Source organism: Geodermatophilus sabuli, from assembly GCF_010686765.1.
Lineage (GTDB): Bacteria > Actinomycetota > Actinomycetes > Mycobacteriales > Geodermatophilaceae > Geodermatophilus > Geodermatophilus sabuli_A.
This window is the reverse complement of record NZ_JAAGWF010000015.1, coordinates 171556-197084: the sequence shown is the minus strand read 5'-3', so window position 1 is coordinate 197084 and position 25529 is coordinate 171556. Positions and strand designations below refer to the sequence as shown.

Sequence of the window (25529 nt, the reverse complement as noted above, 5' to 3'; positions counted from 1 at the left end):
CTCAGCGTCGCTCCTCGCTCGCGGCCTTCGTCTGTTGGATGAGCTGCTCGATCAGGCCACCGCTCTCGAGGATCGCGGCCAGGCTCTCCGGGTACGGGGCGAAGGGGAAGCGCTGGTCACCGACCTCGACCACACCGACCTCGTAGTCGACCCACACCTGCGCGCCGTCCTCGATCGCCGCCACCGCCTCCGGGCTCTCGACGGCCACCAGGCCGGTGTTGATGGCGTTGCGGAAGAAGACCCGCGAGAACGAGGCCGCGATGACGGCGCTGATCCCGGCACCGATGAGGCAGGTCGAGGCCTGCTCCCGGGCACTGCCGCACCCGAAGTTGCGGCCGGCCACCACGACGTCGCTGGCCCGCAGTCGCTGCTGCAGCTCCAGGCCCAGCGGTTCGAAGGCGTGCTCGGCCAGCTCGGCCGGGTCGATGCTCACCAGGTAGCGGCCCGGGATTATCACGTCGGTGTTGACGTTGTCGCCGAAGACGATCGCCGTCCCGCCGACGCGCCGTCCGCTGCCGCTCCTGTCGTCCTGCACCTCTGCGGTCACGGGCTCGTCTCCTCCAGGAACCAGTCGGTCGGGACCTCGTGCCCGAGGCCGCGCTCCTCGGCCAGCTGCAGGGCCCGGGCGCAGACGGCCGCGAACTGCAGACCCATCCCCGTGTTGTTGGCGAAGACGGTGATGTCGTCGGCGCTGCCCCGGCCGGGGGCCTGACCGGCCAGCACCTCGCCGATCTCGCGGATGTCGTCCCAGGCGACGCGGCCGCGTTCGACCGGGCCGAGGATGTCGATCTGGTTGTCGTGGTGCACCTGCTCACGGGACAGGACGACGATGCGGTCCGCCCGGTCGAACGTGGTGTCGTCCAGCTCCCGCCGCATGGCCGTGCCGTCGGGTGAGGTGATCGACGTGACGTGGGTGCCCCGCTCGAGCCAGGCACCGTCGAAGCACGGGTCCATCGCCGCGGTGGCGGCGGTGACGACCTGGCAGCCCTCGACCGCACCCCGCGGGTCGTCCACCGCCACGATCCTGCGGCCGGTGCGCTCGCTCCACGTCTCGGCGAAGGCCGACCGGTTCTTCGGCGTCGGGCTGTAGACCCGCACCTCCTCGATCTCCGGGCGCACCATCAGCAGGCACTCGAGGTGGGCCTCGGCCTGCCAGCCGGAACCGAACATGCCGGCCACGGACACGTCCTTGTTCGCCAGCTCCCGGATGCCCAGCGCGGACGTCGCCCCGACGCGCATCTTCTGGATGAAGCTGTCGTGCATGATCGCCAGCGGCTCGAGGGTCGTGGTGCTGTAGAGCGTCACCAGGCCGACGTACCGCCCGCCCGGTGCCGCCGGGATCAGCCGGCGCCGCTTGACGCCGTTGGCCAGCGTCTCGACCCCGGCGATGTCCGAGGTGATCCGCAGGGCCCACACCCCGCTGGAGACGTTGCCGCCCTCCTGCGACTTGAAGCGGAACCGGAAGCCGGGGTACCGGCTGTCCTCCACCGGGAAGTACGTGTGGTTCCGCGGCCGGTTGGCGGCCTTGCCCTCGGCGAGCTCGACGTAGGCGGTCTCCAGCGCGGAGAGGCACTCGCCCGGTGTCAGGACCTGCTCGATGTCGGAGTTGGACAGGATCCTCATGCGGATGCCTCCTCGAGGTCGGTGGGGGCGGGCTGACCGGACACGGCGATGCGCTCCGCGCCGTGGGGGCCCACGAGCACGGTCTCGGCGACGGCGGCACGGCCCCCGTCGGCGAAGACGACCTCGATGCCCACCACCACGACGGCACCGTCGGGCAGCGGGGTGGTCGGGGACACCGACTCGTACTCGCCGTTCGTGGCCATGTCGGCCTGGTTCACGCAGCGGACGTACCAGGCGGCGTCCGCGGGCAGGTCGCCCAGCACCGCCTCGGCAGCCGCGGTGACGTCGGAGAACCGGGCCGCGCCGTCCACCGCGCCGACCGCGGCCTCGAAGCCGGCCCGCAGCGTCGGCAGCCAGTGGGGCTCCGGGCTGCTGGGGTCGAGGATCCGGCCGGCGTGCAGCCAGCCGTGCCGGTACTCCCCGGTGACCTCCAGCGACACGACGCCATCGGACGTGCGGCTGACCTCGGTCATCAGGTCGGTGAACCCGGCGCTGCGCACCTCACCCTCCAGCACGGCCACGGCTTCGGCGGGCTGCCCACCCGAGCCGGTGGCCTGGTCCATGGCCCGGCCCAGCGACCGGGCGCCGTCCCGGAGCAGCGCCAGCTCCGCGGCCGAGGGCACGAGACGCTGCTCGCGCACGATCCCGCCGAGCAGCCGCACCTCCCAGGCGGGAGCCGCCCCGGTGACCTGCTCGACCACCGTCGCCGGCCACAACGCGGCGTCGACCAGGCCGATGACGCCCGGCTCGCGACCCTCCACGAGGCCCGCGGTCAGCTGGCTGAAGGACTTCCCGCTGCGCAGGTCCGCCACCGTGGAGGTCGCCTTCATCCACGGGTGCACCCGCGGGGAGAGCTTCGTGAGGAAGGCCGGCTCGCCCTCGGCCGGCACCGCGACGATGCCCTCGTTCCAGTAGATGCAGAGATTGGTCAGGTACCCGATGTCGTCGGACCGGAAGACGTCGCCGTAGACCAGCGCCAGCGACAGTCCCTCGGCCGACATGCGCTCCTGCAGGCGCCGCACCCGGTCCGTCCACTCCGTGCCGGGGATCTCCGCCGGGTCCATCACGACCAGCCCGCGCTTCACGCCGCCACCCCCGCTTCGAAGAGCTTCCGCTCGGTCTCGATGAGCACCTCGTGACCGGTGCTGGTCACCACCACCGGGTCGCCGAGCACGTGGTAGCCGGCCAGGGGCGTGTAGGTGTTGGGGTGGACGATGAACACCGCCTTCTCGGGGAGGACGGTGTGGTTGCCCTCGATGATCGGCGTCTCGTCCAGGTGCAGGCCGTGCCCGTGCCCCCGCACCCGCGTGTACTGCGCCGTGCAGTACTCGCCGTAGCCGTGCCGCCGGAAGACGTCGTTCTCCGCGACCGCCACCTCGTGCGCGGTCACGCCGGGCCGGATGACCGACAGGCCCGCCTCCACCGCCTCGTTGAACAGGTCGAAGGACCGCTTCTGGCCGTCGCTGGCCCTGCCGACGACGGCGGACCGGCAGATCTGCAGCCAGTAGCCGTTCATCTGCGGGGTGAGCTCGGTGCGGACCATGTCCCCGCTCTGCAGCACGCGCCGGCCGGGAGGGGTCATCCCCATGACCTCGTCACCGCCGGAGGCGATCAGCATGAAGTTGTTCTCCGCGCCCAGGCGCTTGATCTCGCTCTCGACGGCGGCCACGATCCGGTACTCCTCCAGGCCGGGCTCGAGCACGTCGACGAAGGCCTGCCAGCCGGCGGCGCACACCGTGGCGCTGCGGCGCATCTGGGCCAGCTCCCAGTCGCTCTTGACCAACCGCAGGTCGTCGAGCAGGGCGGTGGCCGACACGATCTCGGTTCCGGGCAGGCCCTTCCGCAGGGCCTCGGCGACGGCCAGCGGGAGCAGCTCCAGGTGGGCGATGCCCACGCGCTGGACACCCTGGTCCCGGAGCCGCCCGGACAGCGTCGCGCAGTCCGGGAAGTCGAGCAGCTGCGCGTCGTGCACCCACCCGCGGGACCGGATCGCGGCGAGATCGGCCGCCCTCGTCGAGAACGCGTACGGGTCTCCGCCGGCCGGCAGCACGACCAGTGCGAGCGTGCCGTTGACCGGGGCGTCGCTGAGGTACCGGACGTTCTCCCGGCGCCAGCCGGGCGCGAAGGCGATCAGCGCGTCCAGGCCCTGCTCGGCCATGACCGAGCGCGCCTTCCGGTACCGCAGCGCCTGCTCGGCACGGTCCTCCGGCGGCGGCTGCGGCACCCCCGCCGCGGCGCTCGAAGCGCCCCTCACGTCCAGTTGCGTCATGTGTGCTTCCCCATCATCTGTGTTCTCCCCTCGATTGACTGCGGGCGTCCCGGACCCGGGATCGCGTCGGGTCAGACCGACGCCTCCTCCATGGCGATGAAGTCGCGCGTCACCCGCTTCTCGATCTCGAAGAGACGGTCGTCCTCGGGAGTCCGCGGATACGGCACGTCGATGTCGAGGTCGAGATGGGTCCTGGCCGGGCGCGGCGTGATCACGAGCATCCGGGTGGACAGGAAGACCGCTTCGCGGATGTTGTGCGTCACGAAGATGACCGTGCGTCCGGTCGCCCGCCAGATGCTGATGAACTCCTGGCGCAGCTTCCGGGCGGTGATCTCGTCCAGGGCCGAGAACGGCTCGTCCGCGAGCAGCAGGTCCGGCTCGATGGCCAGACCGCGGGCCAGCGACACCCGCTGCTGCATGCCCCCGGACAGGCGCAGCGGGAAGTAGTCACCGAAATCGCCGAGCCCGACGAGGTTCAGGTAGTACGTGACCCGCCGGTCGGCCTCCGCCCGGTCGATGCCCAGCTCGTCCAGAGGCAGCCGGACGTTGTCCTTGACCGTCCGCCAGGGCAGCAGCCGGGAGTCCTGGAAGACGACGCCGATCTTCAACTTCGAGCGCGACTTGACGCTGACCTCGTGACCGTTGATGACGATCCGGCCCGACGTCACGTCGTCCAGTCCGTTGATGATGTTCAGCAGCGTCGACTTGCCACATCCGGACGGTCCGAGGATGGACAGGAGAGCGCCCTTCTCGACGCCCACGTCCAGCCCGTCGATCACCCGCAACGGCGCCTCGGTCCGCCGGGGGAACTCCTTCTTGATGTTGTCGATCACGAGATAGGGCTCTGCCATGACCGTTTCTCCTACTTCTGCATGTTCGCGGGCCGCCAACGCGTGAGCCACGACTCGATGGGCTTGAGGAACACGAACTCGATGAGCAGCAGGACGATGGTGAAAGCGACCGTCCAGGCCAGCACCTGGGTCATGTTGAAGAGGCCGAACCAGTAGTGCAGCATGAATCCGACGCCGCTCGAGAGGCCGATCAACTCGACGACCGTGGCGATCTTCCACGCCGATCCGAGCGCATAGCGCAGGGCGGCCAGGATGTACGGGATGACCTGCGGGACCACGACCTTGCGGAGGATGGATCGCCGCGAGAAGTGGAACGCCTTCCCCATGTGGACGAGGGAGACGTCGATCGCCTTCACGCCCTGCCAGATGTTGATGGCCACGGCCGGGATGGCCGTCACGCTGATGGCCACGATCGCGGCGAAGTCGTTCAGGCCGAACCACAGGATGGCCAGGATCCCGTAGACCACGGACGGGATGGTGAAGGCGACGAGCACCCAGGAGTCGAGGATCTCCTCGCCCCATTTCGACAGGCCCATGATGAGGCCGATGACCAGCCCACCGAAGACGGCGATGAGCATGCCGATCACCACGCGCAGGACCGTCTTGTACATGTGGAAGTAGAAGTCGGAGGTCTGCATGTTCTGCCACAGCGTGCTGAACACGTCGACAGGACCGGGGAGGACCGTCTCGTCGTTGAACAGGAGTGCCACCAGCGCCCACACGGCCACGAGCGCCACCAGGGACAGTGCCCGGCGCCAGATCCCGATCAGCGAGCGCCTCGGCGGCGTGAACACCTCGGCGTCGCTGACGGGGGCCACCACCAGCGGGGGCTGGGCGCTCAGTTCCCCCTGCACCGCCGCGGCCACGGGGTCGTCGATCACGCCGGCGGGCGGGAACGCCTTCCCGGCGCGGACGTCGCCGGAACGGCCCAGCGGTTCACGGGTCGGCTTCACGCCTCCTCCTGGATGTCCGTGCGGAAGAGGCCTTCGGGCACCTCGGAGACGAACTCCGCCTCACCCAGGACGGGGATCAGCATCTCGATGAGCTCGGCCTCGGCGTCGGCCTGCTCCTGGTTCCACTCCTGGATGTACCGGGTGGCGACCCGCTCCTGCAGGAGCTCTGGAGCGCGGGGATCGGTCAGTTCGATGTCCTGGGCGTAGTCCTGCCAGACCTGCTCGTTGCCCTGGATGTACTCCACGGTCTCGTCGAGGGCGGCGGAGAAGGAGCGCAGCGTCCCGCAGTTGGCCTCGGCGTACTCGTCGTAGGTCGCGACGGTGACGTGGCCGGGGAGGGCGCCGAACTCGGACTGGTAGTCCTCGGAGATGTCGGTCAGCGGGCGGTACTTGTCATCGGCGAGCAGGCCCTGGACCGTCGCGGTCGTGCCGACCAGGGCGGCGTCGATGTTGCCCGCGTCGAGGAGCCCGAACAGGGCGGCATCGGGCGCCTCGATGATCTCGACGTCGTCGCCGAGGCTCTCGATCCCGTACGCCTCGCTGGCCACGATCGACGTGATCGCGAACGTCGCGCTGCCTCGCCCGCCGAAGGAGCCGAGCTTGCGCCCCTCGAGGTCCTCCAGGCTCTGGATGTCTGAGTCGACCCTCGTGAACACGATGTTGGACGGACTGGTCAGGATGTCGAAGACCACGGTGCCGCGCCCCTGGGCCCGCAGCACGGCCATCGCGGTGATGCCACCGAAGCCGATGTCGACCGTCTGCTGACCGATGGCGGCGTGCAGGGCCGCGGGGTTCTGGAACGACTGGACCTCGAGTTCCAGGTTGTGGTCCTGCGCGAAGCCCTGCTCCTCCATGACGAAGGTGACGAGGTCCTGGGCTCCGGGGTTGACCCCGAGCGTCACCGTCTGGGGTTCGGTGGGCTCCTCGCAGCCGGCGTCTCCGCCGCCCGCCGCGGCCGCCGGCTCCTCGTCACCGCCGCCGCAGGCCGCGGCAGTCAGGCCGACCAGGCACAGTAGGGCGAGTGGGGTCCGCGCTGACCTCATGGATCTCATCTGTCGTCCTCTCGGGTTCCCTGGTTGTCGGGCTGCGACGTGCTGTGCAGTGGTTCCGGGTCGAGCCGTCCGGGCTCGGGCTGGACGTGCGGCGCGACGCCGTGGGGGCGACCGGTCGTCGCCCTCCGCCCTTCGGCGGGCCGCCGGCGCGGCGGAGTGGGGTCGGCACTGCGATCGGCGAGGAAGTGCGTCGTCGCCGAGGCGTAGACCGACTCGAGCGCCCCGTGCAGCAGCACGCGGACGTCCTCGGGGACGTCGGCCAGGAGGTCGTCGGCGACCCGGGTGAGCGATGCCTGCGCGGCCTCGTTGGCGGTCTCGCCCAGCGGGGTGAGCTCCAGCAGCGTCGAGCGCCGGTCGTCCGGGTTCTCCGCCCGGCGCATCAGCCCGCGCCGGACGAGTGCGTCGACGCTCTCCGAGACGGTCGGCAACGTCAGGTTGCCGAAGGCGGCCAGCGCGGCCATCGACCGGTGCCCCTGGTGGACGCGCATGAGCGTCCGGTGCTGCCGGAACGTCAGCGGGATGTCCAGCTGGCCGAGGACCCGGCCGTAGAGGCGCGTCAGCCGGGCCGACACGGCCACGAGCAGCATCCCCGTGGCCGCCCGATTGGGGCCGTCGGGCTGGGCTTCCACCATGCTCACCTCTTTGTAAGGGTCCCGAACCTTTCGGGGCCCATTGTTCTTAGCGGCGGCGAACTGTGTCAAGGGCCACAGCCGGTGAGGTCGAGAAGGCGACACGCGGCCGCGGGGACCACCGGTGGAGCCGTCGGGGCCGGACGCCGGTCTGGCCGTCAGGCCCGGGGGCGCGGCGGGGCGCGAGCCGCCGCGCCGATCTCGAGGGGGCGGTCGTCCGGCGGTCGCACCGCAGCCATGGGCGGCAGGCCCGCCTACGCCGGTCGGCGGTCGGGGCGCCGCGCGGCGCCGGCGCACTCCTGGTGGCCGGCGCGGACGAGCGAGGGTGCGGGGCCCTGCGTCAGGCCAGGCGGGTGACCTCGACCGTGACGGTGTGCCCCTCGCTGCCGGGCCCGGAGAAGATGCCCTTGAACGGCGGGACGTCGCCGTAGTCCCGCCCGCGGCCGAGGGTCACGTGCCGGGGGCCGACGTCGGTGGAGTTGGTCGGGTCGAAGCTGCACCAGCCGCCGTCCCACCACTCCACCCACGCGTGGCTCTCACCGGTCACGGTGTGGCCGACGCCGGCCTCCCGCTTGGGGTGCAGGTAGCCCGAGACGTACCTGGCCGGCAGTCCGAGCGCGCGCAGCAGACCGACGGTCACGTGCGAGATGTCCTGGCAGACGCCCTGGGCCGAGTGCCACGCCTGCATGGCGTTGGTCTTCACGTTGGTCGAGCCCGAGAGGTACTCCATGTGCTCGCGCACGAAGCGGCACACGATCGTCCCGGCCTCGTGCGGATAGGCGTCACCGACGGCGGCGCGGGCCGCCTCGACCACGTCGTCGGCCATCTCGGTGAGCGCGGTCGGGCCGAGCAGCTCCCCGAACTGGTCGCGGACCCGGTCCCCGCGCAGCACCGACCAGCCCACGTGGTCGTGCTCGCCGGGCTCCGGGCCGGCCTCGACGATCGAGGTACCGGTGACCACCAGCTCGGTGTGGGGGGTGTGCAGGTCGAAGGCCGTGACCGTCGCGCCCCAGTAGTCGCGGTAGGCGAACGCGGTGGCCGCCGGCTCGATCTCCACGCGGGAGCGCAGCGTGGTCTGACGGGTGCTGTTCTCCGGGGTCAGCCGCGCCTCGTTGTAGGAGGAGCGCACCGGCCCGCCGTAGCGGAAGCGGGTGCGGTGCACGACCTGCAGCCGCCAGCGGTCCCCCGGGGGGCGGGTGCCCGACCGCTGCACCTGCGTCTGCCCGGACGACGTCTGCACCTGCCCGCTCGCGGACTGGCCCTGGCTCTGCGGGCTCATGCCACCCCCTCGGGCACCCAGACCTGCGGCGCCTGCTCGGTGAAGAACCGGTTGGTCACCGCCGCGCTGGCCAGCGAGCAGGTGCGCTGCAGCTCCTCCAGCCGGGCGGGCAGCTGGCCCAGCAGCTCCGGGGTCGCCATGAACTCCAGCATCGTCCGGGCCCGGCCGACGATCCGGTGGGCCTCGCCGGCGACGCCGATCCGGGCCGCGTCGCGGACCGGCGAGCGCTCGAGCTCGGCCAGGCACGCCTCGGCCTGCTCCAGCGCGGCGAACACCGAACGCGGGAACAGCCGGTCCAGCAGCAGGAACTCCGCCGCGCGGCTGGAGTCGACCACCCCGCGGTAGGTGCGCAGGTAGGGCTCGTAGGCGCCGGTGGAGCGCAGCACCAGGGTCCAGGACGGCGCGGCGTCGCCGGCCAGCACCCGGGTGGAGATGATGCGGGCGGTCATGTCCACCCGCTCCAGCGAGCGTCCGAGGATGAGGAACAACCAGCTCTCGTCACGGCTCATCGTCGAGTCGGCCAGCCCGAAGACCATGGCCGACCGCTCGCGCACGAACCGGAACAGCGAGTGCGGCCCGTACCGCCGGGCCATGGTCCGCTGCTGGGGCAGCGCGTTGTGGGTGACGTTGAGCGACTCCCAGATCTCGGCGCTGAGCACCTCGCGGGCGCCGCGGGCGTTCTCGCGGGCCGAGGACAGCGCACCGACGATCGAGCTCGGACTGGTCCGGTCGAAGGCGAGGGTGGCCAGCACCCGCTCGGTGTCGGCCTCGTCGTCGGGCACCGGGGAGCCCATGAGCGCCAGCAGGTTGGCGCAGGCCCGGCGCTCGTCGATCCACGGGTCCTCGACCAGCCGCTGGGTGTGCACGTCGAGGATGCGGGCGGTGTCGTCGGCCCGCTCCACGTAGCGGCCGATCCAGAACAGCGACTCGGCGATCCGGCTCAGCACGGCTGACCACCGCGACGAACCCGGCCGTCGCCACCAGCGGCTGGCCCCGCCCAGAGGCTCGGCCCGAGCCCGCGAGGGCTGAGGGGGGCGGGGTCCTTCGATTGTTGCTGTTGCTGGGACTGGGCCAGGGCGTTGTCGTTCGCCGGGCCGGGGTCGGGGGACGGCGGCTCGTCGGCGAGGTCGGCGGTGGTGAACTCGATCCGGGTGAGGTCCGGCGACTCCGGCTCGAGGTCGGCGGCCGGCCGGGGCGGGCTGAGCACCCAGGTGTCCTTGGAGCCCCCGCCCTGGCTGGAGTTGACCACCAGCTCCCCCTCCGGCAGCGCCACCCGGGTGAGCCCACCCGGGAGCACCCACACCTGCTCGCCGTCGTTGATCGCGAACGGCCGCAGGTCGACGTGCCTCGGCGCGATCCGGCCGCCGATCAGCGTCGGGCAGGTGGAGAGGCCGATCGGCTTCTGCGCGATCCAGTCCCGCGGCCGAGCCCGCACCTTGACCGCGAGCTCCGCCAGGGTCTTCTCGTCCGCGCGCGGCCCGATCACGATGCCCTTGCCGCCGGATCCGTCGACCGGCTTGAGCACGAGCTCGTCGAGGGACTCCAGCACCCACTCGACGGTGTCGCGCTCGTCGAGCCGGTAGGTGTCGGCGTTGGCCAGGAGCGGCTCCTCCGCCAGGTAGTACCGGACCAGGTCGGGCACCCAGGTGTAGAGGAGCTTGTCGTCGGCGACGCCGTTGCCGACCGCGTTGGCGATGGTGACCCGGCCGGCGCGGGCGGCGTTGAGCAGGCCGGCGCAGCCGATCACCGAGTCGGGCCGGAAGTGCACCGGGTCGAGGAACTCGTCGTCGATGCGGCGGTAGATCACGTCCACCCGGCGCTGGCCGTCCGTCGTCCGCATGCTCACCTGGTTGCCCGCGCAGACCAGGTCGCGGCCCTCCACCAGCTCGACGCCCATCTGGCGGGCCAGCAGCGCGTGCTCGAAGTAGGCGGAGTTGTAGACCCCCGGGGTGAGGACGACGACCGTCGGGTCGGCGACGTTCGGGGGCGCGGAGGCCTTGAGCGCCGCGAGCAGCCGGCTCGGGTAGTCGGCGACCGGCTGGATGCGGTGGTCGGCGAACAGCTCGGGCAGCACCTGGCTCATCGCCGCCCGGTTGGTGATGACGTAGCTGACCCCCGACGGCGAGCGCAGGTTGTCCTCGAGCACCCGGAAGTCACCGGCCTCGTCGCGGACCAGGTCGATGCCCGACACGTGCACCCGCACCCCGTTCGGCGGCACCAGCCCGTGCGCCTGGCGGTGGAAGTGGGCGCTCGTGGTGACCACGCCGCGTGGCACGACGCCGTCGGCGAACACCTGTCCGGCGCCGTAGACGTCGGCCAGGAACGCCTCCAGCGCGTGCACCCGCTGGGCCACCCCGCGCTCGATCAGCGACCACTCCTCGGCGCCGATGACCCGCGGGACGATGTCCAGGGGGAACGGCTGCTCCTCGCCGGCGTGGGCGAAGGTGACCCCGGCGTCGCGGTAGGTCTGGGAGAGCAGATCGGCGCGGGCGGAGAGCTCCTCGCCGGCCATCGGCTGCAGGGACGTGTGCAGCCCGGTGTAGGGCGGTCGCGGCCCGCCGGCCTCCCCGAACATCTCGTCCCACTGCTCCCCGAGGGGGTAGCCGTCGAAGAGGTCCGCCATGGCGTCGAACCTAGTTCTGGCGTGTGTCCAGCGCGTTTCGGCGGTTCAGGTGGCCACCGCGACGGCGAGCAGCGGGCGCAGCGCCCCGTCGGACATCAGCCGGCCCACCCGCCGGTACTGCTCGCGCGCCTCCTGCCACCGGGGATCGTCCCCGTGCCGGCGTTCGACCTCGTCCTCGACGGCGTCGGCCCGCTGCGACCACTCCGGCGGGCTGTCCCCGAGGTCGGCGTCCGCGGTCTCGTCCAGGCGGAACCCGGCGCCCTCGAGCAGGCCGTGCAGCTCGTCCTCGGTGGGGAAGTCGTTGCCCTCCGGCAGGGGTGGGGGCAGCGGGCGGTCGGCGACGAAGACCAGCAGCCCGAGCCGGCTCCCCGGGCGCAGCACGCGGCGCAGCTCGGTCAGCAGGGCTGCCTTCTCCGTCGTGGTGCACAGCACCCCCAGGCACCAGCCGGCGTCGAAGGCGGCGTCGGCGAAGGGCAGGGACTGCGCCATCGCGGCGACCGAGGGCAGTCCGAACAGCCGGCGCGCGGCCCGCGCGGCCTCGCGCATCGGCTCCGCACAGACGACGCGGACGCCCCGGTCGGCGGCCAGCCACCCGGCCGGTCCGCCCAGCCCGGCGCCGTCGTCGAGGACCCGGCTGCCCGCCTCGAGCGCCAGCCGGTCGGCCAGCCAGCGCAGCGTGCCCTCCCCGCCACTGCCGCGGGTGCCGGCCGGGACGGCGTGCTCGGGACCCAGGGCCCGGACCGCCTCCTCCGTCCACCCGGCGACGGTGCCGAACTCGGCCTCCATCGCCTCGCTCTCGAGTTCCGCGCCGTCGCCCATCGCCGGAGCGTGTCCGGCGCGCGCGTCGGCCAAACCCGCGCCACGCCGGCCGCCACCCCCCGCCGCTCGAAGCGGACGGGGAACACAATCAGAGCCGGACGCGCTACAGTCGCCACTAGTTGAGCCCTCAACCAAGGAGGCCGGCATGCCTGCCGTGACCGTCGAGGACACCACCGCCCTGCCCCGCGTCCCGGTTCCCGCCCCCGGGACGGTCCGCCGCCGCGTCCGCTCGGTCACCACCGCGCCGTCCGGCTTCGAGGGCGAGGGGTTCCCGGTCCGCCGCGCCTTCGCCGGCGTCGACCTCCGCGACCTCGACCCGTTCCTCCACATGGACCAGATGGGCGAGGTCGAGTACGCACCGGGCGAGCCCAAGGGCACCTCCTGGCACCCGCACCGCGGCTTCGAGACCGTCACCTACATCATCGACGGGACCTTCGAGCACGCCGACTCCCACGGTGGCGGCGGCACGATCAGCAACGGCGACACCCAGTGGATGACCGCCGGTGGGGGCGTCCTGCACATCGAGCGCCCGCCGGAGCACCTCGTCCTCAGCGGTGGCCTGTTCCACGGGCTGCAGCTCTGGGTGAACCTGCCCCGCGCCCAGAAGTGGGTCGAGCCGCGCTACCAGGACCTGCGGGCCGACCAGTCGGTGCTGCTCGCCAGCCCCGACGCCGGCGCCTTCCTGCGGGTCATCGCGGGGGACGTCGCCGGGCGTCGTGGCCCCGGCTCCACCTACACGCCCATGGCGATGGTGCACGCCACCGTCTCCCCCGGTGCCACCCTCGACCTGCCGTGGCGGCCGGACTTCAACGCCCTGGTCTACGTGCTCTCCGGCGCCGGCTCGGTGGGCATCGACGGCGCGCCCGTCCGGACCGGGCAGCTCGCGGTCCTCGGCCCCGGCGACACCGTCACGATCAACGGCGCCGTCCACCAGGAGTCGCGGACGCCGGCCCTCGACGTGGTCGTCCTCGGCGGCGCACCCATCCGCGAGCCGATCGCCATGTACGGGCCGTTCGTGATGAACACCCGCCAGGAGGTCATGGACGCCTTCACCGACCACCAGGCCGGCCGGCTCGGCTCCATCCCGGCCCAGTACGGACGCCGGGAGCCGGTCCCGCACGCCGCCGTCCGGGGTGAGTCCGGCCAGACCCCTGGAGCCTGAGGGCACCGACCGGGAGGGACCCGCACCATGAGCAACCTCGACCGCCGCCCCGCCCCGCGCGAGCTGGGCGGCCTCGCGGGCACCTCGGCCGGTCCGGCGCTGGACCTGCTGCCCGGCAAGGAGGTGCTGCTGGGCGAGAGCACGCGGGTCCGGCGGCTGCTGCCGACCCTCGGACGCCGGATGGTCGGCGCGTGGGCGTTCGTCGACCACTACGGACCCGACGACATCGCCGCCGGTGCCGGCATGCAGGTGGCACCGCATCCGCACACGGGGCTGCAGACGGTGTCGTGGCTGCTGGAGGGCGAGGTGCACCACCTGGACTCGCTCGGCTCCGACGTCCGGTTCGGGCCGGGTCAGCTCGCGCTGATGACCGCCGGCCACGGCATCTCGCACGCCGAGCAGTCCCCGGTCGCGCACCCGCGGTTCCTGCACGGCGCGCAGCTCTGGGTGGCCCTGCCGGACGCGCACCGCGAGACCGCTCCGGCCTTCGAGCACCACGCCACCCTGCCCGGCTGGGCCTCGGACGGACTCACCACCACCGTGCTCGTCGGCTCCTTCGGCGGAGCCACCTCGCCGGGTAGGACCTACACGCCGCTGGTCGGCGTCGACCTGGCCCTCGCGCCCGGAGCCGACGTCGAGGTGCCGATGGAGCCGGGCTTCGAGTACGGCCTGCTCGCCTCGTCCGGCTCGGTCGTGGTCGACGGCGCCCCACTGGGCCGGGGGGCGATGCTCTACCTCGGCACCGGGCGGACGACACTGCGGCTGACCGCCGGCGAGGCGAGCCGGCTGCTGCTGCTGGGGGGCGAGCCGTTCGAGGAGCGGCTGGTCATGTGGTGGAACTTCGTCGGCCGCACCGGCGAGGAGATCGCCGACTACGCCGAGCAGTGGAACGGCGAGTCCGACCGCTTCGGCACGGTGCTGGGCTACGACGGCGCCCGGCTGGAGGCTCCGCCCCTCCCGCCGGTGCCGCTCAAGCCGCGCGGCCGGGAACGCTGATCAGCGCACCGGGGGGATCACCCGGTCGGCCGCCAGCCGGTCGAGGAGCTCGAGGAAGCGGTCCTCGGTGTCCAGGCAGTCGGCGAAGCCGGCCTGGCGCAGCTTGATCGTGGAACTGACGTTGTCGAAGCCGGACCGGAAGATGAACTCGCCGAACTCCCAGCGGACGAGGTCCGCATACGGCGTGGGCACCAGGTCGTGCCGGGCGACGAGGCGTTCCCAGACGTCCCGCCGGCCGGCCATCGCCTCGGCCAGCGGCACCGGCTGGGGCTCGGCGAGCTCCATCCCCAGGTGGCGGGCCAGTACCGGGAACACGTGCCGCCAGCGCAGCTGATCGCCGTTGGTGACGTTGTAGACCTCACCGTCGGCGTGCGGTTCCCGGCCGGCCCAGCGGGTGGCGCGGGCCAGCAACTCGGCGTCGGTGACCTGGTAGAGGGCGTCGTAGGCGGCCAGGCTGCCCGGGAAGCGCAGCGGCTGACCGAGTTCCTGGCTGATCGCGGCGTACACCGCGATGACCATGAGCAGGTTCATCGGGTTGCCCACCGCGTAGCCGATGACGCCCTCGGGCCGGAGGACGGTGAGCCGGAAGCCGCGCTCCGCCGCGACCGCGCGGAGCAGGTCCTCCTGGTCGTAGTAGAAGTTCGGCTGCACGATCCGCGGGTCGCGCTCCTTGGCCGGGGTGTTGAAGAAGTCCATGTGGGCGCCGTAGGCCTTGCCACCCTGGTACAGGGTCACGTGCTCGAGCGGGGCGTCCGCTGCGGTCAGCCCGTCCAGGGTGTTGCGCAGCAGCGCCACGTTGACCTCCGACAGCTCCCGCGCGGTGGGCCGCTCCGCGTACGCGGCGAAGACGAGGTGGGTGACGTCGCCGAGCCCGGACAGTCCCGCCCGCGCGGTGTCCGCGTCGCCCAGGTCCACGGCGAGGTGCTCCCAGGGCGCTGGGCGCGGCGTCCGCCGGCTCACCCCGCGGACCCGCCAGTCGGGCTGCCGGGCGTACTCAGCCGCGGCGTGCGCGCCGATCACTCCACCGGCTCCGGTCACCAGCACGCTGCCGGCCTGCTCCTGGGTCATCCCCGAGAACTCCCCCATCGCGCCCCCGCTCACACGGGGACCCGCATCACCACGGGTGGCACCCCCGGGGCGCGTCGGGGCGGCAGCACCGGCCGGGCAGATCGGCCGGCCGAACGGCGTTGCGGCCGGCATGACCCTGGACCCGCGCATGCTCGCCTTCGTCGCCGAGAACCGCTACGGCGTGCTGGCCACCGTCAAGCGCGACGGCAGGCCGCAGCTGTCGAACGTCGGGTACGCCCACGACCCGCAGACCGGGTTGTTCCGGGTGTCGGTCACCGCCGACCGGGCCAAGACCCGCAACCTGCAGGCCGACCCCCGCGTCACGCTGCACGTCTCCTCCGGCGACTTCTGGACGTGGGTCGCCGTCGAGGGCACCGCGCAGCTCACCCCGGTGGCGGCCGACCCGCACGACGCCACGGTCGAGGAGCTGGTGACCTACTACCGCGGCATCTCCGGGGAGCACGAGAACTGGGCGGAGTACCGGGCAGCGATGGTCGCCGACCGGCGGCTGGTCGTCCGGTTCACGCCAGAACACACCTACGGCCAGCTCCGCGGCTGACCTCCGCGGGTCGAGCCGTCCGCGGGCGGCGCGCCCCGCCGCGCCGCCCGTCGCGGTCCTCAGCCCGCCGCGGGTACCTCCATGACGGAGAAGGGTGCGCCCCACGGGTCCTCGAGGACGGCGAACCGGCCGAACTCGGTGTCCTCGGCCGGGAGCAGCACCTTGCCGCCCGCGGCCTGGACCGCCGCCACGGACTCGTCGGTCGACGCCACCCCGAAGCACGTCGTCCAGCCCTTCGGCAGGCCGGGGTGGACCCCGCCGAGACCACCCAGCGGGTCTCCGCCCGTCGAGAAGGTCGTGTAGTCCGTCTCCCCCTCCATGGTGACCGCTTCGTAGGTGAACCCGAAGACCGCCGAGTAGAAGGCGCGCGCGGCCTCCGTGTCCTCCACCGCCGCCTCGTTCCACACGTAGGCCCCCGGCTCGCCGTAGACCTGCGCGCCGGTGTGGGAGCCGCCCTGCCAGAGCCCGAAGGCGTTGCCCTGCGGGTCGACGGCGATGACCATCGTGCCCATCGGGCCGACCTCCATGGGCTCGACGACGACCTGCCCACCGGCCCCGCGGATCCGGTCGGCCGTCGCGGCGGCGTCGTCGGTGGCGAAGTACGTCGTCCAGGCCGGCGAGTCGCCCTCGCCGGTGAGCGGGCCGAGGCCGGAGGCGGCCCGGCCGTTCCTGGAGGCGTTCAGGTATCCGCCGAACTCCGGGTCGCCGCCGGAGTACTCCCAGCCCAGCAGCTGGCCGTAGAACTCCTTGGCGGCGTCCACGTCGGCCGCTCCGTAGTCGACCCAGCACGGGGTGCCGGCCGGCCATGGGGTGTCGCGAGTGGGCATCGTTCCTCCTCGGTGTGGGGGAGGTCACCGTGGCACCGGGGTCCGACAGTTCCCAGGGGTGGCTGCGCGGAGCGGTCAGAAGCGCCCTCCCCCGCTGCGGCCGCCACCTCCACCGCTGCGCCCGCCGCCACCGCCGAAGCTGCCGCCGCCACCGAAGCCACGGCCACCGCCGAAGCCCCCACCGCCGAACCCGCCACCGCCGAAGCCGCCGCGCCCTCCACCGGCCAGGATGCCGCCGAGGACCAGGCTGCCCAGGTCGACCCCGCCCCGCCGGTACCCGCCGCCGTAGCCCCCGCCGAACCCGCCCCCGAGGCCGCCGGGACCGTATCCCCCGCCCGACGACCAGCTCGACACGTCCGACTGCGCCCGGTCCAGGGCCTGCTGCGCCAGGCTCGCCGCCTGCTGCGCCTTGCGGAGCGCCGAGACCGGGTCGTCGCGGCCCTGGTCGACGGCGACGGCGAGGTGCCGCTGGGCCTCGGCCAGCCGGGTGCGGGCCTCCGGACCGACCGCGCCCCGCCGGGTGTCGATGAAGTCCGCGGCCGCGGCGATGGTCGACTGCGCCGTCGTCACCGCCTGGTCGAGGGCGGCGGCCGCCCGGCGGGTCCGGGTCTGCGCGTCGCGGGCCGCCGCCAGCGCCTGCTCGAGGGCGATGTCGGCCTCCTCCAGCTGCCGCAGCGCGGCGAGCGGGTCCGGCAGACCGCCGGCGGGAGGGCGGAGTGCGGCGTCGGCCGAGGCCAGGGCGGACTCGGCCCGGGCGACCTGCGGCCGCAGCCCGCCGTCGGTCCCCGAGGACAGGAGCGCGCGGGCCTCCGCCAGGTCCTTCTCGGTCTCCGCGCGGATCTCGGTCACCCGGCCGCCCGCGGCCGCCAGGTCGGCGTCGAGCCGGCGGACGGCGTCCAGCAGCGTGACCGTCTGCGCCAGCGCGTCCTCCGCGGCGCGGATGTCACCGACGGCGGCACCGGACTGACCGGCGGCGAGCGCGGTGCGGGCCTCTGTGACCTCCTGCTGGGCCGCGTCCAGGTGGGCCCGGGCCTGCGTGACGTTCCCGGCCACCGGCGCGACGGCGGGAGCCGCGTAGCGCTGCTGCAGGGCCTGCAGTCGTTGCTCCTCCTGCGGCACCCGGGCCCGCAGCTCACCGATGCGTGGCTCGATCGCGTCGAGGACCTGCGGCGCGGTGCTCTCCAGGTCCCGCAGCCGCGCGAACGCCTCCGCCTGCTCGTCGAGCCGCGCGTCGGCGGCGCCGGTCAGCTGCAGCATCTGGGCGAGCACGGCCCGCCGGGTGGGTTCGTCCTCCGGGATCTCGTCGTCCAGCTGCTGGCGCAGCGCGAACGCCCGGGACAACTCGTCCCGGGACGCGGCCAGCGCCTGGGCGAAACCGGCGACGGACTCCTCGCCGTACTGCAGGCGGGCGTAGTCCAGGTCCAGCCCCGAGGTCTTGACCGACTCGTCGAGCTCCAGCAGGGCGGTGCTGGCCCGGGCCTCCAGCTGCTCGGTCGGCACACCGGCATGCGGGTCGGGCCGTTCCAGGCGCTGGACCGGTGGCGGGCCCTGCCGGCGGCGACGCGCGCGGGACACCAGGTAGACCCCGCCGCCCACGACCGCCAGCCCGCCGACGACGGCGATCGGGCCCAGGCCGCCGGAACCGCCGCCGGACCCGCCACCGTCCCCGCCACCGAGGCCCTGGGCGAACGCCGTCACCGCGCCCGCCCAGTCGCCGTCCCGGAGCGCGGGCTCGACGTCGCGGGCCAGCAGTTCGTCGATCTCGCTGTCGGACAGGGGGAACGCGTCGTCGACCCAGTAGGCGTACCGGCTGTCGTCCACCGCGACGGCGAACAGGACGTCGGTGCGGCCCAGCCCCGAGGCCTGCGCCGTGGCGCGGGCCCACACGCCGGGCTCCTGGCCGTCGAAGGAGGAGACGTAGACGACGAACAGCTGGGTCCCCTCGTCGGCCTGGAGCTCGTCGAGGGCGGAGTCGACCTCCGACTCGTCGCCGGACAGCGCGCCCACGCGGTCGGTGACCTGCTCGGGGACGTCGAACGGTGGTTCGGCCGATGCCGGTCCACCGCCGAGGAGGACCGTGGCAGCCAGCACGGCGAGGACGACGGACAGCCGGCGCACGGGGGACCTCCGGGGCTTCACTCCCGGGGACCCTACCCACGCAGCGGGCGTCGGACCCCGGTGGTGCGGGGTAGGTGCAGCCCAGCCGACGTCCGCAGGAGGACCCATGACCCGACCCGACCCGATCCCCGCCCGCGACCTCCCCCCGGGCGCCGTCCGCCGCTCCGGCGAGTGGGCGGTGGGCAACCGGGACGGCCGGTACTTCGCCGTGTCGCGCCGCTGCCGGCACCAGCTCGCCGACCTGGCCGAGGGCAGCCTCGACGCGGAGGGCTGCCTCGTGTGCCCCTGGCACCAGAGCCGCTACGACGTCCGCACCGGGGAGATGGTCGAGGGCCCGCGCGGCTTCCTGGGCTACCACGGCCCGACGCCGGGCTACACCCAGCTGGTCGCCGCGCTCGGACGCCTCCTGCGCCTGCGGGTCCGCCGGGCGGTGCGCCGTGGGGACGACGTCGTCCTGGAGTGAGCCGGCTCAGGGCGCCCCGGACGGGGCCTCAGGTCCGTTCGATCGGCTGGTCGACGCCCTGCACCAGGGCGTCGCTCTCGATGTCCGCCACCCCGGTGGCCCGGATGGACACGCCCTGGCTGGCGGCCACCTCCTCCGGTGACTTCGGGGCGAGGCGGCCGTCACGGATCTCCTCGGCCCAGTGGCAGCTCACCAGGTGCCCGGGGGCGAGCTCGCGGAGCGCGGGCGCCTCGTCGTCGCACCGGGTCTCCTGCCGCCAGGGGCAGCGGGTGTGGAACCGGCAGCCGCTGGGCGGGTTCGCCGGCGAGGGGAGGTCACCGGCGAGCAGGATCCGTTCCCGCCGTTCCTCCACGACCGGGTCCGGCACGGGGACGGCGCTCATCAGCGCCCGGGTGTAGGGGTGCAGCGGCTGGTCGTAGATCGCGTCGGAGGGCGCCTGCTCGACCAGCGAGCCCAGGTACATGACGCCGACGACGTCGCTGATGTGCCGGACGACGGCGAGGTCGTGCGCGATCACCAGGAAGGTCAGGCCCAGGCGCTGCTGGAGCTCCTCCAGCAGGTTGACCACCTGCGCCTGGACGCTCACGTCCAGCGCGGAGACCGGCTCGTCGGCGATGAGCAGGTCGGGCTCCAGGGAGATCGCGCGGGCGATGCCGATGCGCTGGCGCTGGCCGCCGGAGAACTCGTGCGGATAGCGGCGCAGCGCGGCGGCGGGCAGGCCGACGGCGTCCAGCAGCCCGCGGATCTTCGCCGCGATGCCCTCCCGGCCGCCGCCCAGGCCGTGCGCCCGCAGCGGCTCGGACAGCAGCGACTCCACGTTCTGCCGCGGGTCGAGGCTGCCCAGCGGGTCCTGGAAGACCATCTGCATCCGCCGCCGCATGTGCCGCAGCGGCTCGCCCGCCAGCGAGGCGACGTCGGTGCCGTCGAAGACCACCCGGCCCGCGGTCGGCTCGACCAGCCGGAGGACCGCACGACCGAGGGTGGACTTCCCGCACCCGGACTCGCCGACCAGCCCGTAGGTGGTCCCGCGGTCGATGGACAGGTCGACGCCGTCCACGGCGCGGACGTGCCCCACGGTGCGGTCGAACACCACCCCGCGGCGGATCGGGAAGTGGACCTCCAGGCCCTCGACGCGCAGCAGCGGGCCGGTGCCCTGCTCCGGAGGGGTCACCGGGCGGCTCCCGACGCGGTCGCCCCGGAGGCCACCGGGGGGTGGGTCAGCGGGTGCCGGCAGCGCAGCTCACGCCCGGGGCCGTCGTACTCCAGGGGGACGGTGCTGCCCGAGACCTCGGTGAGGCAGTCGTCCTGGGCGTTGTCGCAGCGGGGTGCGAACGCGCAGCCCTCCGCCCACGGGATCGCGTCCCGTGCCGATCCCCGGATCGGCGTGAGGGGGGTGCCGCGCCCGGCGTCCAGACGGGGCACCGACGCGAGCAGGCCGCCGGTGTAGGGCTGCCGGGGCCGGGCGAACAGGTCGTGCCGGTCCGCCGACTCGATGATCTTCCCGGCGTACATGACGTGCACCCGGTCGCAGAGCCCGGCCACCACGCCGAGGTCGTGGGTGATCATCACCAGCGCGGTGCCCGATCCCTGCACCAGCTCGCGCAGCAGCTCGAGGATCTGCGCCTGGATGGTCACGTCGAGGGCGGTGGTCGGCTCGTCGGCGATGAGCAGCCGCGGCGAGCAGGCCAGGGCCATGGCGATCAGCGCGCGCTGCCGCATGCCGCCCGACAGCTGGTGCGGGTACTCCTTGAGCCGGCGGGCGGGGTCGGGGATGCCGACCCGGTCCAGCAGGTCGATCGCCTCGGCCGTGGCCTGCTTCCGGTTCAGGTCCTCGTGCTCGACGAGGACCTCGGTGACCTGAGTGCCGATCGGCACGGTGGGGTTGAGCGAGGACAGGGGGTCCTGGAAGACCATCGCCATGTCCGCGCCGCGCAGCTCCCGCAGCGTGCGGTCGGCCGCCCCGACCAGCTCGGTGCCGCCGAAGCGGACCGAGCCGCTGACCTGCACCCCGCGCCGCGGCAGCAGGCCCATGATCGCCAGCGAGGTGACCGACTTCCCGCAGCCGGACTCCCCCACGAGCCCGATGGTCTCCCCCGCAGCCACCGCGAAGCTGACGCCGTCGACCGCCCGGGTGGCCGCCTCCCCGCGGCGGGTGAAGGTGACCGCGAGCTCCTCGACCTCGAGCACCGACGACTGGCCGGGATCGGCGCCCCCCGTCGGCACGGCCTCGATCGACACCGTCCACTACCTCCGGAACTTCGGGTCGAGGGCCTCGCGCAGCGACTCCCCGAGCAGGGTGAAGCCGAGCGCGACGACGATGATGCACAGCGCCGGGTAGACGGCCAGCTCCGGCCGGATGGACAGGAACGCCTGCGCGTTGGCCAGCATCGCTCCCCACTCGGGACGGGCCAGGTCCGGGTCACCCAGACCCAGGAACGACAGCGCCGCGGCCTCGATGATCGCCGTCGCCAGCGACAGCGTGGTCTGCACGATCACCGGCGACAGCGAGTTGGGCAGCACGTGGCCGAAGACGATCCGGCTCTTCCTCACGCCCAGCGCCCGGGCGGCCAGCGCGTAGTCGCTGCTGCGCTGCACGAGCATCGAGCCGCGCAGCAGTCGCGCGAAGACCGGTATCTGGGTGACCGCGATGGCGATCATCAGCGCGTACTGGTTCTGCCCCAGCAGCACCGAGATGCTGATCGCCATCAGCAGGCTCGGGATGGACAGCAGGATGTCGACGAACCGCATGACGACGGTGTCGACCCACCCTCCGAACGCCCCAGCCAGGACGCCGAGCGCCATGCCGACGATGACGCCGAGCACGGTGGAGACCACGCCGATGAGCAGCGACTGGCGGGATCCGTAGACCAGCCGGGACAGGAGGTCCCGGCCGAGGTTGTCCACGCCGAGCGGGAAGCCCTCCTGGGCGCCGGGGATGGAGTTGGGTCGGATCTCGGACAGCAGCGTCTGCGCCAGCGGGTCCCGCGGCGCCAGGAACGGCGCGAAGGCCGCCACGACGAGGAAGACGACCACGATGACCGCGCCGAGGATCGCCACCGGGTTGCGGCGCAACCGCCGGAACGCGCTCTTGGTGAGGGAGACCCCACCTTCGCCCTCGGGCACCTGCCCCGCCCGGGCGGCGAGCTCGTCGATGCGCGTCCGGCGGGCGTCGCCCGGACGGGGGCGCGTCGGAGCGCTCATCGGACCCTCACCCTCGGGTCGAGCAAGCCGTAGGAGATGTCCACCAGGAGGTTCACCAGCACGTAGACGACGGCGAGCAGCAGGATGAAGCCCTGGAGGACGGCGAAGTCGCGCGTGAAGATGGCGTCCCGTAGCGCCGATCCCACCCCGCCGAACGCGAAGACCGTCTCGGTGAGCACGGCGCCGGAGAGCAGCAGGCCGGTCTGCAGGCCGATCGTCGTCGACACCGGCAGCAGGGCGTTGCGGAGGATGTGCCGCCGGCGCACGGTCCGGGTGGCCAGGCCCTTGGCGTTCGCCGTCCGCACGTAGTCCTCGTTGACGACGTCCAGGACCGAGGCCCGGGTGATGCGCACGATGATGGCCAGCGGGATGGTGCCCAGCGCGATGGCCGGCAGGACCAGGTGCAGGACGGCGTCCCACGCGGCGTCCCACTCCCGGGTGAGCAGCCCGTCGAGGACGTAGAAGTTGGTGATGCGGGTGGCGTCCATCCGCACGTCCTGGCGACCGGAGCCCGGCAGCCAGCCGAGCTGCACCGCGAACAGCAGCCGGAGCAGGTAGGCCAGGAAGAAGACCGGGATCGCGACGCCGAGCAGCGAGCCGATGACCGACGTCGAGTCCAGCCAGCTGCCGTGCTTGCGCGCGGCGAGGTAGCCCAGCGGGATGCCGACCCCGATCGCGAAGACCATCGCGAAGAGGGTCAGCTCGATGGTGCCGGGCATCCGCTCGAGGAACTCGGTGGTCACCGGCCGGCCGGTCTGGGCCGACGAGCCGAAGTCCAGCTGCACGGCCCGGCCGAGGAAGCGGAAGTACTGGACGTACAGCGGCTGGTCGAGGCCGAACAGCTCGTTGTAGCGGGCGATCGCCTCGGGGGTGGCCCGCTCCCCCAGGGCGGCCTGGGCCGGGCCGCCGGGGAGGGCGCGCAGCCAGGCGAAGAGCAGGATCGACAGGCCCAGGAGGATCGGGACCAGCTGGACCAGCCGGCGGAGGATGAAGCGGAGCACGGCGCTCTCGTCAGCCCTTCGCTCGTTCCGACGTGCGGACGGCGTCCGTCCCCGCCGGCGACCCGGAGGTCACCGGCGGGGACGGACGGGGAGATCAGCCGTCGATGGAGACGCCGGTGAAGACCTCCGCGGTCAGCGGGCTGGGCTCCAGCCCGGAGACGTTCTCCGCCACCACGAGCGCCGGCGGCGAGTGGGAGATCGGGACACCCGGGAGGTAGTCCATGATCAGCCGGTTGGCCTCCTGGTAGAGCGCGGTGCGGGCCTCGGGGTCCGGCTCGGCGTCGGCGGTGGCCAGCGCCTGGAAGATCTCCGGGTTGTTGAAGGCGCCGAACTCCGCCTTCGCCAGGCCGTCGGCCTTCGCGGCGAAGAAGGTGCCCACGAAGTTGTAGGCGTCGTTGTAGTCACCGGTCCAGCCCAGCAGGTGGACGTCGGCCCCGCCGGCCTGCACGACGTTGAGGTAGTCCGGGCTCCACGGCAGCGCCGTCGGCTGGACGGTGAAGCCCGCGTCGGTCAGGTTCTGGCTGATCACCTGGAACATCGCGGCCGGGTCCGGGAGGTAGGGCCGGCTGACGTCGGTCGGGTAGAAGAACCGCAGCGTGGTGCCCAGCGCACCGGCCTCGGTGAGCAGCTGCCGGGACCGGTCGGGGTCGTAGTCGTAGGTGGTGACGTCCTCGGCGTACCCGTCGACGGTGGGCGGCAGGAACTCGATGGCCGCCTCGGCGCCCTCGGGCAGCAGGGAGGTGACGATCGTCTCGCGGTCGATCGCGTGGGCGATCGCCTGACGCACCTGCGGGTTCTGCAGGGCGGGGTTGGCGCCCGCACCGGGGATGCCGCCGCCGTTGATGCCGAGGTACAGGATGTTGAACGGGTCGCGGACCAGGACCTGGAAGCCCTCGTCCGCCAGGCTCTCGTAGTCCGCGGGCGCGACGAAGTCGTAGCCGTCGATCGAGCCGGCCTGCAGCTCCTGGCGCCGCGTGTTCCCGTCCGGGATGGCGCGGAAGATGATCTCGTCGAGCAGGGCCGGCTCGCCCCAGTAGTCGTCGTTGCGGACGATCGTCACCTCGCCGTTGCCGCGGTCCCAGCTGTCGAACCGGAACGGGCCGGTGCCGGTCGGGTGCTCGAGCGCGTACGCGGGGTAGGTCAGCGCGTCCTCGCTGCCGGAGAGGTTGTCGGCGTCGTACTCCTCCAGCGCGGTCGGGCTGGCGATCGAGAACGCCGGCAGCGACAGGGCGGCCGGGAACTTGCTGGTCACGCGGTTGAGCGTGATGACGGCCGTCGTCTCGTCGGGCGCCTCGCAGCCGGCGTAGATGTTGGGCGTCTCCGGCGTGCTGGCGAACCCGCCGAACACGTCCTGGTAGTAGGTGGAGGCGCTCGGGCTCTGGGCCAGGCCCTCGAAGTTGAACCAGCGTTCGAAGTTGAAGCAGACCGCCTCGCCGTTGAAGTCCGTCCCGTCGTGGAACTGGACGCCGTCGCGCAGGCTGAAGGTGTACTCGAGCCCGTCGTCGCTGACCTCCCAGTCCTCGGCGAGGGCCGGGACGGGGTCGGTACCGCCGAGCTCGTTGGTCAGCAGCCCCTCGTAGACCTGGCGGATGACGCGGAAGGTCTCGCCGTCACTGGCGAACGCGGGGTCGAGCATGATCGGGTCGGACGTGGCCCCGAAGACCAGCGTGCCCCCGCTCTCGCCCTCCGCACCTCCCTCCCCGGAGTCCCGGTCACTGGAGGCGCAGGCAGCCAGGGTGACTGCGGTGAGCGCGGCTGCCGAGGCGGCCAGCAGGCGCTGGGGACGACGCTGCATCGCGGAAGACCTGCCTTCTCGGCCCTCTCGGGCCGGATGTGTTCCCGACGTGGCGGCCGCCGGACGTCAGACGTCCGCAGACCTGCTGGGACCCTAGGCCCGTCCCCGTGCCCACGGTCCATCCCCGTCGACGGTCGACACCATCCTGTGACCTGCGGCGTTCCCGGCGCGCGGGCCCGCCCCGACCTCGCGCAGAGGACGGTCCGCGCCTGCGCCGCGAGGCCCCCGGCGCCGTCGTCCG

General features: G+C 73.0%; 24 protein-coding genes. 4 read left to right on the top strand and 20 right to left on the bottom strand.

Annotated elements, in window-relative coordinates; genetic code table 11:
- Nucleotide 1: 1 nt before the first annotated feature.
- The 12 genes from GCU56_RS14730 to GCU56_RS14675 form a co-directional block, all read right to left on the bottom strand.
- The gene (locus GCU56_RS14730) at nucleotides 2-547 is read right to left on the bottom strand and encodes a LeuD/DmdB family oxidoreductase small subunit (RefSeq protein WP_204332107.1); all 546 of its coding nucleotides are present in this window, start codon (nucleotides 545-547) and stop codon (nucleotides 2-4) included.
- Nucleotides 544-1623, bottom strand: a complete 1080-nt coding sequence (locus tag GCU56_RS14725) for an ornithine cyclodeaminase family protein (protein WP_163482474.1) — start codon at nucleotides 1621-1623, stop codon at nucleotides 544-546. The genes GCU56_RS14730 and GCU56_RS14725 overlap by 4 nt, the downstream gene beginning before the upstream one ends.
- Complete coding sequence (locus GCU56_RS14720) at nucleotides 1620-2708, bottom strand: aminopeptidase P family N-terminal domain-containing protein (protein ID WP_163482473.1); 1089 nt, start codon at nucleotides 2706-2708, stop codon at nucleotides 1620-1622. Before GCU56_RS14720 ends, GCU56_RS14725 begins: the two co-directional genes overlap by 4 nt.
- Nucleotides 2705-3892 carry a M24 family metallopeptidase gene (locus GCU56_RS14715; RefSeq protein ID WP_163482472.1) on the bottom strand — a complete coding sequence of 396 codons (1188 nt, stop codon included), beginning with the start codon at nucleotides 3890-3892 and terminating at the stop codon, nucleotides 2705-2707. The genes GCU56_RS14720 and GCU56_RS14715 overlap by 4 nt, the downstream gene beginning before the upstream one ends.
- Before the next feature lie 71 nt (nucleotides 3893-3963).
- Entirely contained in the window at nucleotides 3964-4743 is a 780-nt protein-coding gene (locus tag GCU56_RS14710) for an ABC transporter ATP-binding protein (protein WP_163482471.1), read from the bottom strand.
- Nucleotides 4744-4754: 11 nt separating this feature from the next.
- The gene (locus GCU56_RS25240) at nucleotides 4755-5696 is read right to left on the bottom strand and encodes an ABC transporter permease subunit (protein WP_163482470.1); all 942 of its coding nucleotides are present in this window, start codon (nucleotides 5694-5696) and stop codon (nucleotides 4755-4757) included.
- The gene (locus GCU56_RS14700; RefSeq protein WP_163482469.1) at nucleotides 5693-6739 is read right to left on the bottom strand and encodes an ABC transporter substrate-binding protein; all 1047 of its coding nucleotides are present in this window, start codon (nucleotides 6737-6739) and stop codon (nucleotides 5693-5695) included. The genes GCU56_RS25240 and GCU56_RS14700 overlap by 4 nt, the downstream gene beginning before the upstream one ends.
- Before the next feature lie 5 nt (nucleotides 6740-6744).
- Nucleotides 6745-7380 carry a MarR family winged helix-turn-helix transcriptional regulator gene (locus GCU56_RS14695; RefSeq protein WP_239522324.1) on the bottom strand — a complete coding sequence of 212 codons (636 nt, stop codon included), beginning with the start codon at nucleotides 7378-7380 and terminating at the stop codon, nucleotides 6745-6747.
- 337 nt (nucleotides 7381-7717) lie between these two features.
- Nucleotides 7718-8656, bottom strand: a complete 939-nt coding sequence (locus GCU56_RS14690) for a transglutaminase family protein (protein ID WP_163482467.1) — start codon at nucleotides 8654-8656, stop codon at nucleotides 7718-7720.
- Nucleotides 8653-9603: an alpha-E domain-containing protein gene (locus GCU56_RS14685; protein ID WP_163482466.1), complete on the bottom strand. Its 951-nt coding sequence runs from the start codon at nucleotides 9601-9603 to the stop codon at nucleotides 8653-8655. The genes GCU56_RS14690 and GCU56_RS14685 overlap by 4 nt, the downstream gene beginning before the upstream one ends.
- On the bottom strand, nucleotides 9597-11279 hold the full coding sequence (locus GCU56_RS14680; RefSeq protein WP_163482465.1) for a circularly permuted type 2 ATP-grasp protein: 1683 nt from the start codon (nucleotides 11277-11279) through the stop codon (nucleotides 9597-9599). Before GCU56_RS14680 ends, GCU56_RS14685 begins: the two co-directional genes overlap by 7 nt.
- Before the next feature lie 45 nt (nucleotides 11280-11324).
- Nucleotides 11325-12098, bottom strand: a complete 774-nt coding sequence (locus GCU56_RS14675) for a class I SAM-dependent methyltransferase (protein ID WP_239522270.1) — start codon at nucleotides 12096-12098, stop codon at nucleotides 11325-11327.
- A 145-nt stretch (nucleotides 12099-12243) separates the two neighbouring features.
- On the opposite strand from GCU56_RS14675, the gene GCU56_RS14670 reads away from it, so the two are divergent.
- Together GCU56_RS14670 and GCU56_RS14665 are read left to right on the top strand one after the other, a co-directional pair.
- Nucleotides 12244-13260 (top strand): pirin family protein, encoded by a 1017-nt coding sequence (locus GCU56_RS14670; protein WP_163482464.1) that lies wholly within the window; start codon nucleotides 12244-12246, stop codon nucleotides 13258-13260.
- Nucleotides 13261-13287: 27 nt separating this feature from the next.
- Nucleotides 13288-14256, top strand: a complete 969-nt coding sequence (locus tag GCU56_RS14665) for a pirin family protein (protein ID WP_163482463.1) — start codon at nucleotides 13288-13290, stop codon at nucleotides 14254-14256.
- Here the strand turns inward: GCU56_RS14665 and GCU56_RS14660 are convergent, their stop codons facing one another.
- Entirely contained in the window at nucleotides 14257-15324 is a 1068-nt protein-coding gene (locus tag GCU56_RS14660; RefSeq protein ID WP_204332106.1) for an SDR family oxidoreductase, read from the bottom strand.
- A 130-nt stretch (nucleotides 15325-15454) separates the two neighbouring features.
- Here GCU56_RS14660 and GCU56_RS14655 point away from each other — a divergent pair, with 130 nt between their 5' ends.
- Nucleotides 15455-15883 (top strand): PPOX class F420-dependent oxidoreductase, encoded by a 429-nt coding sequence (locus GCU56_RS14655; protein WP_163482462.1) that lies wholly within the window; start codon nucleotides 15455-15457, stop codon nucleotides 15881-15883.
- Nucleotides 15884-15942: 59 nt separating this feature from the next.
- On the opposite strand, the gene GCU56_RS14650 is transcribed toward GCU56_RS14655, so the two are convergent.
- Both GCU56_RS14650 and GCU56_RS14645 read right to left on the bottom strand, forming a co-directional pair.
- The gene (locus GCU56_RS14650) at nucleotides 15943-16710 is read right to left on the bottom strand and encodes a VOC family protein (protein ID WP_163482461.1); all 768 of its coding nucleotides are present in this window, start codon (nucleotides 16708-16710) and stop codon (nucleotides 15943-15945) included.
- A 75-nt stretch (nucleotides 16711-16785) separates the two neighbouring features.
- The gene (locus tag GCU56_RS14645) at nucleotides 16786-18828 is read right to left on the bottom strand and encodes a TPM domain-containing protein (protein WP_345771850.1); all 2043 of its coding nucleotides are present in this window, start codon (nucleotides 18826-18828) and stop codon (nucleotides 16786-16788) included.
- A 106-nt stretch (nucleotides 18829-18934) separates the two neighbouring features.
- Between GCU56_RS14645 and GCU56_RS14640 the strand changes: the two genes are divergently transcribed.
- Nucleotides 18935-19291 carry a Rieske (2Fe-2S) protein gene (locus GCU56_RS14640; protein WP_163482459.1) on the top strand — a complete coding sequence of 119 codons (357 nt, stop codon included), beginning with the start codon at nucleotides 18935-18937 and terminating at the stop codon, nucleotides 19289-19291.
- 28 nt (nucleotides 19292-19319) lie between these two features.
- Here the strand turns inward: GCU56_RS14640 and GCU56_RS14635 are convergent, their stop codons facing one another.
- From GCU56_RS14635 to GCU56_RS14615, 5 genes are all read right to left on the bottom strand, one after another.
- Nucleotides 19320-20462, bottom strand: a complete 1143-nt coding sequence (locus GCU56_RS14635; RefSeq protein WP_163482458.1) for an oligopeptide/dipeptide ABC transporter ATP-binding protein — start codon at nucleotides 20460-20462, stop codon at nucleotides 19320-19322.
- Nucleotides 20459-21529, bottom strand: coding sequence for an ABC transporter ATP-binding protein (locus tag GCU56_RS25235; protein ID WP_345771849.1), 1071 nt, complete (start codon nucleotides 21527-21529; stop codon nucleotides 20459-20461). The genes GCU56_RS14635 and GCU56_RS25235 overlap by 4 nt, the downstream gene beginning before the upstream one ends.
- Nucleotides 21530-21535: 6 nt before the next feature.
- Nucleotides 21536-22492, bottom strand: a complete 957-nt coding sequence (locus GCU56_RS14625) for an ABC transporter permease (RefSeq protein ID WP_163482457.1) — start codon at nucleotides 22490-22492, stop codon at nucleotides 21536-21538.
- Nucleotides 22489-23493, bottom strand: a complete 1005-nt coding sequence (locus GCU56_RS14620; protein WP_163482456.1) for an ABC transporter permease subunit — start codon at nucleotides 23491-23493, stop codon at nucleotides 22489-22491. The genes GCU56_RS14625 and GCU56_RS14620 overlap by 4 nt, the downstream gene beginning before the upstream one ends.
- 94 nt (nucleotides 23494-23587) lie before the next feature.
- A complete protein-coding gene (locus GCU56_RS14615; RefSeq protein WP_163482455.1) occupies nucleotides 23588-25288 on the bottom strand; it encodes an ABC transporter substrate-binding protein in 1701 nt (566 codons plus the stop codon).
- Nucleotides 25289-25529: the final 241 nt, after the last annotated feature.